Source organism: Gallibacterium anatis DSM 16844 = F 149 (genome assembly GCF_000379785.1).
Taxonomy (GTDB): domain Bacteria; phylum Pseudomonadota; class Gammaproteobacteria; order Enterobacterales; family Pasteurellaceae; genus Gallibacterium; species Gallibacterium anatis.
In genome coordinates, this window is the sequence record NZ_KB903745.1 from 1 (window position 1) to 8,926 (window position 8,926).

Here is an 8,926-nt window from a genome sequence, read left to right on the forward strand (position 1 = left end):
AGATAGCCGAGTAACATGATTTTGAACAAGCGAACTGGGTCAACTGCGGGGCGACCGTTGTCATGGCAATAGAGATGAGCAACTTCATCACGAATGAAGTCAAAATCGATGGCTTTCGCGACTTTACGGACAAGGTGGTCTTTTGGAACGAGTTGTTCGAGACTTATCATCTCGATTTCATATTGGAGTGAGGGTGTATTTTTGAGCATAGGCATTTCCTTTTTTCGATATGCCTATTAGATCAAACCTCTAGAGGTATGTCTAGAGGTTTGTCAGCAGTCTGAGGCTGTATGAAACAGCCTTTTTTTGTTGGATATTTTTTGTGCTTACAATGTCATTGCCGCAATCCAACCGAAAATTAGCAATGGAATATTGTAGTGAATGAATGTCGGCACAACGGAATCCCAAATATGATCGTGTTTTCCGTCCATATTCAGACCGGATGTCGGCCCCAATGTTGAGTCGGAAGCAGGTGAACCGGCATCACCTAAAGCTGCGGATACACCGACAATCGCTGCAGTAGCCAACGGCGAGAAACCGAAGCTGACGCATAACGGCACATAGATTGAGGTGATAATTGGCACGGTAGAGAATGATGAGCCGATACCCATTGTGATAAATAGCCCGATCAATAACATTAAGAATACGGCAAGCCCTTTGTTATCAGTACCGATAGTGCTGCTGAAAGTTTGCACCAATTCAGTCACACCGCCGGTTTCATTAATCACTTTGGCAAAGCCGGAAGCGGCAATCATCACAAAACCGATCATTGCCATCAAACGTAAACCTTGTTGGAAAACATCATTGCTCTCTTTCAGTTTAAAAATACCGCCTAAAGCGAAGATGATTAAACCGACCAAGCCCCCAACAATAGTGGAATCAGTGAAAAGTTGCAAAGTAAAGGCAACCACAATAGAAATAATACTGATCCAGATATGGAAAGGTTTAATGTTAGCGATACGCTGTTGCAAATCATCAGAAGTCGGTTCACTGCTGTGAACAATATATTCTCTCGGTTTGCGGTAGCTAATAAAAATAGCGGTCAACAAGCCTAAAATCATTCCGATAACCGGAATTAACATCGCTAGTGACACTTGTGCGGTTGAGGTTTGCAGACCGAATTGTGCGCCTGCTTCATTGATATTTTTGACCAGAATATTTTCAATAAAGATTTTTCCGAAGCCGACCGGTAACAACATATAAGTTGCAGTTAAACCGAACGTCAAAATACAGGCTACAGCTCGGCGATCCAATTTTAATTTATTAAAAATACTGAGTAATGGCGGCACCACAATCGGAATAAAGGCAATGTGTACCGGCAACAGGTTTTGTGAAGAGATAGAGAATGCCAATAACACGGCAAGCAAGAGATATTTAAACCAGAAAAGTGTTCTATGGCTAGGCGTATGACCTAAACGCACAATCACTTTGTAGGCAAGCAAATCGGTAATTCCGGATTTAGAAATGGCAACGGCAAAAGCACCTAAAATAGCATAATTCATTGCCACCGAAGCACCGCCACCTAAACCATCGGTAAAAACCGAAACGGTTTTGTTCAGATCCAAGCCCCCAACCAATCCGGCGGTAAGTGCGGAAATAATTAGGGCAATTACAACGTTGATACGCATCAAACTCAGTGCAAGCAGCACGAGAATGGAGATAACAACTTCATTGCTGAATAACATATGTTGTGTTCCTTAAGTTGATTATGAGAAGTTCCATAATTTACTAAAATTTAACCATTTATCAAGAAATTTTTACATCTCAAAGTTGTGGTGGGAAAATATTAGCTTGTTTTAATTTATTCACCATTAAGCAGAATAATTCCGCTGTTTTTTCAGTATCATAAAGTGCAGAATGTGCTTTGCTTGGTTCAAACGGAATGCCGGCATTGTCGCAGGCTGTACGAAGAACGGTCTGACCAAACATAAATCCGGCCAAAGTGGCGGTGTCAAAGGTTGAAAAAGGGTGAAACGGATTGCGTTTGATACCGGTACGATTAATGGCTGCCATTAAAAAATTGTAATCAAACATTGCATTATGGGCGACCAATATCGAACGTTTGCATTCTGCTGCTTTTTGACCACGTCTAACCATTTGAAAGAAGCCTGTCAATGCGGTGAGTTCATCAACAGCTTCTCTTTGCGGATCATCGGGATTGATACCGTTAATTTTTAATGAATTGGGATCAACATTTGCCCCTTCAAAAAGTTTAATTTGAAAGTGACATTTTTCATCGGGATGTAACAATCCTTGCTCATCCATTTTTACAGTGATGGCGGCTAATTCAAGCAGTCCGTCCGTTTGCGCGTTTAAACCGGAGGTTTCAACATCGACGATAACAGGGTAATAACCGCGGAAGCGATGTTTTAGCAGCTGATAATTTATACTGGTTTCTGTAGCGTTATTTTCCGAGGTTTGAGAAAGCGTAGTATCCAAATTATGTTACCTTTAAAAATGACTCACTCCTCGAAAAAGAGGAGTGAGCAGAAAAATAGTGTAATAAGAGAATTAATGATTGCCTAAACCGTCTTTAGCACTCTTATTTTCGATAAATTCGATTTTGTAACCGTCAGGATCTTCAATAAAAGCGATTACAGTTGTTCCGCCTTTTACCGGACCCGGTTCACGTGTTACTTTACCACCGGCAGCTTTCACGGCTTCACAAGTGGCATAAATATCATCAACACCGATAGCGATATGCCCAAAAGCAGAACCTAAATCATATTGGCTAACGCCCCAGTTGTAAGTTAATTCAATTACAGCGGTTTTATCTTCATCGTCATAACCAACGAATGCTAGAGAGTATTTATATTCAGGGTTTTCACTGCGGCGTAAAACGCGCATTCCTAAAACTTCGGTATAGAATTTGATGGAACGTTCGAGATCGCCAATGCGAAGCATAGTATGTAATAAACGCATATTTCCTCCGAAAGATTAATTTAAAGAAAAAACCGAATGATTATGCCATAATATGCGACGTAAATCACAAAATTTTGTAAAGGTTAATTAAATATGTCAGATCACGAACAGTCAAAAATTAAAGTTGCCGGTTTATCGATTTTACCTATCTTTATACTTGCATTAGCTGATTTTTTCTTATTAATAGCAAAACCGGCAGGAGAATCCATTATTTCCCATTTATTAATTGCGGTTTTAGTGGCACAAATGATCGCTCAGGTGATTTTTATCAAAGGGGAAATATGCAACGGACAGCGTTCAAGGTTAAGTCGATGGAATCTTTATTTTTTAATCTTTTGGGTGGGTTGGTTATTGGTAACCTGTTTCCAAGTGAAGGTTTATTTGCCGATTAGATTGGCTTATTGCTGCGGTCTAGCACTCACTTTGACCACTTGGCAGCAGCCTAAAGAAGAGCAATTACGGCGTGCGATTTTATGGTTAGGCGTTGTGATGGGCACTATTGGCTTGATTTTAGCACTGATTCCTCTGTTTTTATTTGAATTGCAGACCAGCTTAACATTTAATCCGTTATTGCAAATTATTGCCGGAATTGCCTTGGTTTATTGGGGGTTGTTGGTTTCTCGTAACAGATTAAATGGATTGATTGAAATTTTACCTTATTTTGTCTTAATTGCTCTGGTAGCCAGCAGTGTATTTGCTTTAGTTGCTATGGCGATTATTCATATTGATGGGGTAAAAACGGACTGGAATGTTCTGTATCTTTCTTTCTATTTTATCTGCCATCTCTTGTTGTTGGCAGCTTGGGCTTATCCATTGATACGTAGAGAAAAAGCACCTTATTGGTTGTTGGCAATCATAATTGTATTAGCTGCTTTTTCTCCGATCTTGTTGTTTTAATTATGTTTTATTGAAGTGGAGCCGTCATCAAACACAATGGATTTGATGATTGGCTTTACTTTTATATCAGAACTATCACTGGCAAATGGCTCCTTGCTGAAAGAGGGCATTTCATCTTCAGGCGTGAAGGTGAGCAGATAATATTGTTGATTCGGCTTCTGTAGCAAGCCACGAAATTTGCGACACATTACCACGAAATTTGCGACATTATAACTGTCGCAGATTTAATGGATCTGCATCTAATTTAAATACCTTTTAAATGCTGTTTAAATAGACCTCCATACCTCTCCAGTCGTATTATTAAGCAGTCAGTCAAATAGAGCTCTATACCTCTCCACATTGCGCCGCAACAGAGCAATGATGTCCTGAACACAAAAAGCAGCAAAAGGAGATTAGAATGAAGTTTAGAACCGAACGTGAAATGATGTTAGAGCTTGCGTTAGTTGCAGAACGTGATGATGCAGCCTTTAAACTCTTTAACCTTAGCCTCGTACTGTCTACTTTCCGAGCTGCCTGCCAGTTTATAAAGTGCCGCAAGGCACTTTATCAGCACTTATAAATGAGATTATCCTCGTATTTGCCACTATAACTTGTCGATGTCTGCACAATAATCCGTTTGTAATCAACAAATGACTGCCAATTATTACCTTTTGTTGCCACAAGCCAATCGACAAACCGCACAAACTCGCTCTTTGTTGAGCTAAAAAAGATGTAAGGCGGGCGCGTTAAGCGAATTAATTCAAGAAAATGAATTAAATCAAAGTAATTTTCTTGCTTATAACTTGCTTGATGTGTACAAAGATAAGGTGGATCAAGTACGAATATTGCTTTTTTATCATTTGCAAATTTTGGCAACAGCTTGCTAAAACTCTCACTAACAACCTCAATCCCATCTAAATAGCCGTCTGCCGTATCGTAGTCGCTCTGTCGCACACAGTTATAAAAGCCGTGCCGATACAGCTCATTGAGAGATTTTATCTGTTGCCCACTAAACAATAACCACGCACATAAAATATGTGGGTCTTTATAACCATTAAATGACTCAATTACATCAATGACTTTGTGACGCATTGCAATATCTAGCCGTTTTTGTCGTGGACAACCTGTCAACAAGTCACTTAATTGTTGTCGCAGACGGTTAATATCATCAATATGTTTAAGCCGCTCAGCATAACCATCAAAATCATTATAAATAACCCGTGCTTTAGGCTTGAGTTGTTTAGCTGCATAACTTAGCAAACCACTGCCGCCGAAGGCATCAACGATTGTCCAACCCTCGCCGTCATTAGCTATCATTTGATTTAACACAGTTTTGAACTGATTTAAGAACATCCGCTTTTGACCAATAAATGGTAGCGGAGCTTGGCTAAAATGACGCATCGTTACCTCCTAAAAAAGCAATAATACTGCGATAAATATCCTGTATCAGCGGTAACGGGATTGCCGAGCGAGCGTTATAACTGTGCAGACAATCGTACATTGTTTTGCCCGAAATATAATGTTGATAACGCAGATTTAACGGAATATTGCTTTTAAATTTGGTCGCTTTTTTGCATACCCAACCATAATTGCCGTAATAAGTTGGGTTGGCGTAACGAATTGGAAAATCTAAAATCTCGTCAAGATAATGCCAAATACGGCTTGCGTAAGGGTTTTCAATGACATAGACCTTTGGTTGATAACGCTTGATAATCTCAATGGTGTTATAAATGCAAAGCTCACCATTAATCCGATTTAAAAAAGACTTGTCGTAACGATACCGTCGCTTTTTAACGTTGACAGCATTAAAGTCCTTGCGGCTGCGAATAGCAAAACGCATATTCCCTTGCCATTGCCAACAGACATTCCCGCTTTTAATTGAGTTAGCGACTGAAAAGCTCTCACAAGGCGGACTTGCTAAAATGACATCGGGCTTCGGTAAACTATCTAACAGATTAAACAGTGCAGATTGCCCAAAAATTTGAGAAAAATCAGCAAGGTTAGCCTGAATAAGTTGTTGATTTTTACCCTCAATATCAATGCCTATTGGGTAAGTTTCAATATTAGAAAAAGATTGAGCTGCTTGAGTGTAACAACCATTTCCACTATCAAACAACGCCCATACGATAATTTTTTGAGTTGCCATAACATCTCCTTGTTATGGCGTTCCGGCGTTCTTGACGCTCCGACACTCAAGTTTGATTAATTTTTGTTACGATTAAATACATTTAACGTTTTACAACGAGTACATTTAATCTCTAAATATTTATTATCTTTTGTGCGTGCCAGTAGCTTTTTACAGCACTTGCAACGCATTTCTTGTAAATCTTTTTGCATAACACGATTCCTAGACAGATTTTTTTGCTATAATCCGCCTGCCTGGCTAGGTAGACGGCAACGGTTATGCAGCCTTGTTCTGCGTTAATCGGGGGCAGGCTTAGTGCCAATAAACCTGTCCTGCCGTTTTAATGGATTGCTACATACCCCCCCCCCCGCAGTGCATTTTTTCATCATATTTTCTTCCTAAAAATTGCCGCCAAATGGTTCGGGCTAAAACGCCAGCCCTCACAACCGTAATTAATCGCCCGCGCGCACCACTCACTACAAAAATAGCGGTTACGGCGCTCGTGGATCAAAAACACTAAGCCTAATGCACCCCACCAGTCGTATTTTTTGCCCTTAGTAAGCTGGTAATAATAGACAATGTGCGACTCGCTCACGCCCGTTAGCGGTATCAAATCCCACTTGCCATCCTCTACATCAATCACTTTTTTACGCACGCCTCCATCACGCACAGATGAGGAGTAGCATTCGTAATAAACATCGCAATCGTAATTGCACTCTTTTTTGATAGCAATCTCACAATGACTGTATTTGCCACGAGTAAATTTGCGGATCAACCAATCGCTCAAGCGGCACCAATAGCTATACAGGCTATGTCCATCACGTTTTCCTTTGTACAACGCCAAAAATACTTGATCCGTCATTGTTGTGCCTCTGCTAATGCTTGCATTTGCGCAATGATGTCATCGTGGATTTTTTGCATATCATCTAATGTTAAATTTGGCTGTTTTAACTCATATTTCCGCATTCGCAGCACACTCATCTGCTCCAGCGTAGCCCGTAACTGTACCGCCTGTTTGAGGATTAGTTTGGTCGCAGTACGTAAATCCAAGCCTGCTGCTTGAGCAAATCCGGTAATATAAACACTTGCCTCACCCTGATAATCTGCTGATTGATAAGCTAATGCAGCCGCTTCACGCGCTTCGTACTCACTTGTAAAACGCGTCCATTTATCAAGATATTGTGCTGCCGTGTTATCAATACTATCAATTAACTGCTGACGTTTTGCGCTAATTAACTCTGCTTGTCGCTGTTGATTCAGCACCCACTTTGTACCGTCCCAGTCGTGCAATGATGAAGGTCTAATCTCAACTTTGCCACCAAGCCAATACGCATCTTGGTTTGTGAGCTGTGCTTGCAATGTACCGTCGTCATCTCGCAGATATAAGTGATTTGGATAATCTGCCTGTGCTTTAGCGACAAGATCATCATAAGTTTTGCCGTGGATTGGTACGACAAACGACGTTTCACGCTTGCCGGTGTTTTGATCAATCACAATTAAATGTGTTAGTGCCATACTAATTACCTCTTTTGTTAACTGTAATTAGCTTATGCAAAACAAAAGCAAATTGATTTTAAACTGGTTTAAAGACGGAGGAAATATGAGACTACCTAACGGCTACGGCTCAGTATTTAAACTTAGTGGCGTGCGGCGTCGCCCATACATTGCCCGAAAAACGGTCGGTTACACTGATAGTGGCAAACAAATTTACAGTGTGATTGGCTATTACGAAACAAAAGAGGAGGCACTAACGGCACTGGCTAACTACAATCAACAAGATATACCAGAGCCGTCAATTACCCTAGCCAAAGTATACCAATTATGGTATCCAATCCACGCACGACAAGTATCATCATCAACCGCCACAAGTTACAAAAATAGCTATAATCATCTTGCCAAAATTAGTGCAATGCCGATCGCAAAAATCAAATATCGCCATCTGCAAGAGGTATTAGATACAATGCGCAGCAAAGGCTTGTCATATGCGAGCCTCAAAAAAGTACGCTCGCTAATCAACCAATTATTTGCCTACGCTATTATTAATGAGTGGATTGATAAGGCTTACGGGCAATATTTGCAGATAGGTAAAAATACCCCTGTACGCCCGCACAAGACCTTTACCCGCCAACAGATCAATCGAGTATGGCAATGTAAGTCCGTTGATACCGATTTAACGCTGATCCTGTTATATACTGGTATGAGGGTTGGTGAGCTGCTGCAACTCAAAAAATCAAACGTCAACCTAAAGCAAAAGTATTTTGACATTGTCACGTCAAAAACAAAATCGGGTATCCGTATTATCCCTATACACCCACTAATTTTTCCGATTGTGGAGCGCAAAATGCGTGAGGATAAGCGGGCAAAATACCTCTTTGTAAATCCTAATCTAACACAACTTACTTACTCACAAGCGGCAACTCAATTTGCTAAAACAATGCAAGCCATTAGGGCAAAACACTCCACGCACGACTGCCGGCATACCGTAGCAACGCTATTAGATGCTGCAGGCGCAAACAAAGTTGCTCGAGATCGCATACTCGGTCACGCATCATCAAATGTCGGTGACGCTGTTTATACACATAAAACCTTGTCGCACCTGCGAAAAACAATAAATTTGCTTAAATAAAGTTACTTTAATGTGCTTTTGATCAAAATTAAAAATGCGTTTAAAGCCTGATTAAACAGGCTTTAAACGTGCTACTTATTTGATCATTACAGCACTATTTTGTATTGAGTTTTGCTAGTTTTTACCGTTTCCCTTATTACCCAAGGGGGAGAGTTGGAATTTAGTGGCAATAGTCTAATCGTAGTGTATCCGACAGCAGTAAATAAAGTTTTATATGTATCAGCAGTAGATACTAATTACTCAGATATAAATATGACTGATGCAACAACAATAATGCGTATAGTATCTAGTACAACAAAAACACAATGCAAGTTAGTTACTCGCTCTGGAATTGGATTGGCAGAATATGTGATGTTTGGAGTCTAGCCAAGGGGGAT

Annotated in this window: 12 protein-coding genes and 1 pseudogene; 3 read left to right on the forward strand and 10 right to left on the reverse strand. The window is 40.4% G+C overall.

The annotated features are described in order from the left end of the window. The 4 genes and pseudogenes from A3EO_RS12960 to gloA all read right to left on the reverse strand — a co-directional run. Positions 1-209, reverse strand: a pseudogene (locus A3EO_RS12960) (IS5/IS1182 family transposase); the annotation flags it as partial. A 117-nt stretch (positions 210-326) separates the two neighbouring features. Continuing rightward, complete coding sequence (locus A3EO_RS0111290) at positions 327-1,685, reverse strand: Na+/H+ antiporter family protein (protein WP_018347223.1); 1,359 nt, start codon at positions 1,683-1,685, stop codon at positions 327-329. A gap of 79 nt (positions 1,686-1,764) precedes the next feature. Next, positions 1,765-2,388: a ribonuclease T gene (rnt, locus tag A3EO_RS0111295; RefSeq protein WP_026211128.1), complete on the reverse strand. Its 624-nt coding sequence runs from the start codon at positions 2,386-2,388 to the stop codon at positions 1,765-1,767. Positions 2,389-2,511: 123 nt separating this feature from the next. Beyond that, positions 2,512-2,922 carry a lactoylglutathione lyase gene (gloA, locus tag A3EO_RS0111300; RefSeq protein WP_018347224.1) on the reverse strand — a complete coding sequence of 137 codons (411 nt, stop codon included), beginning with the start codon at positions 2,920-2,922 and terminating at the stop codon, positions 2,512-2,514. Positions 2,923-3,015: 93 nt separating this feature from the next. Between gloA and A3EO_RS0111305 the strand changes: the two genes are divergently transcribed. After that, entirely contained in the window at positions 3,016-3,819 is an 804-nt protein-coding gene (locus tag A3EO_RS0111305; protein ID WP_018347225.1) for a hypothetical protein, read from the forward strand. Here A3EO_RS0111305 and A3EO_RS13415 read toward each other — a convergent pair. Then, positions 3,816-4,007 (reverse strand): hypothetical protein, encoded by a 192-nt coding sequence (locus tag A3EO_RS13415; protein ID WP_154647146.1) that lies wholly within the window; start codon positions 4,005-4,007, stop codon positions 3,816-3,818. The two genes, A3EO_RS0111305 and A3EO_RS13415, sit on opposite strands and share 4 nt — an antisense overlap. A 209-nt stretch (positions 4,008-4,216) precedes the next feature. Between A3EO_RS13415 and A3EO_RS13420 the strand changes: the two genes are divergently transcribed. After that, positions 4,217-4,378, forward strand: a complete 162-nt coding sequence (locus A3EO_RS13420) for a hypothetical protein (protein WP_018347226.1) — start codon at positions 4,217-4,219, stop codon at positions 4,376-4,378. Here the strand turns inward: A3EO_RS13420 and A3EO_RS0111315 are convergent. The 5 genes from A3EO_RS0111315 to A3EO_RS0111340 form a co-directional block, all read right to left on the reverse strand. Beyond that, entirely contained in the window at positions 4,366-5,199 is an 834-nt protein-coding gene (locus A3EO_RS0111315) for a DNA adenine methylase (RefSeq protein WP_018347227.1), read from the reverse strand. The two genes, A3EO_RS13420 and A3EO_RS0111315, sit on opposite strands and share 13 nt — an antisense overlap. After that, positions 5,186-5,944: a class I SAM-dependent methyltransferase gene (locus A3EO_RS0111320; RefSeq protein ID WP_018347228.1), complete on the reverse strand. Its 759-nt coding sequence runs from the start codon at positions 5,942-5,944 to the stop codon at positions 5,186-5,188. The genes A3EO_RS0111315 and A3EO_RS0111320 overlap by 14 nt, the downstream gene beginning before the upstream one ends. Positions 5,945-6,000: 56 nt before the next feature. Then, positions 6,001-6,135: a Com family DNA-binding transcriptional regulator gene (locus tag A3EO_RS13935; RefSeq protein WP_018347229.1), complete on the reverse strand. Its 135-nt coding sequence runs from the start codon at positions 6,133-6,135 to the stop codon at positions 6,001-6,003. A 173-nt stretch (positions 6,136-6,308) separates the two neighbouring features. Further along, positions 6,309-6,785, reverse strand: coding sequence for a hypothetical protein (locus tag A3EO_RS0111335; RefSeq protein ID WP_018347231.1), 477 nt, complete (start codon positions 6,783-6,785; stop codon positions 6,309-6,311). After that, positions 6,782-7,438, reverse strand: coding sequence for a hypothetical protein (locus A3EO_RS0111340; RefSeq protein WP_018347232.1), 657 nt, complete (start codon positions 7,436-7,438; stop codon positions 6,782-6,784). The genes A3EO_RS0111335 and A3EO_RS0111340 overlap by 4 nt, the downstream gene beginning before the upstream one ends. Before the next feature lie 85 nt (positions 7,439-7,523). Here A3EO_RS0111340 and A3EO_RS0111345 point away from each other — a divergent pair, with 85 nt between their 5' ends. Then, a complete protein-coding gene (locus A3EO_RS0111345; RefSeq protein ID WP_018347233.1) occupies positions 7,524-8,549 on the forward strand; it encodes a tyrosine-type recombinase/integrase in 1,026 nt (341 codons plus the stop codon). The last annotated feature ends 377 nt before the right edge of the window (positions 8,550-8,926 follow it).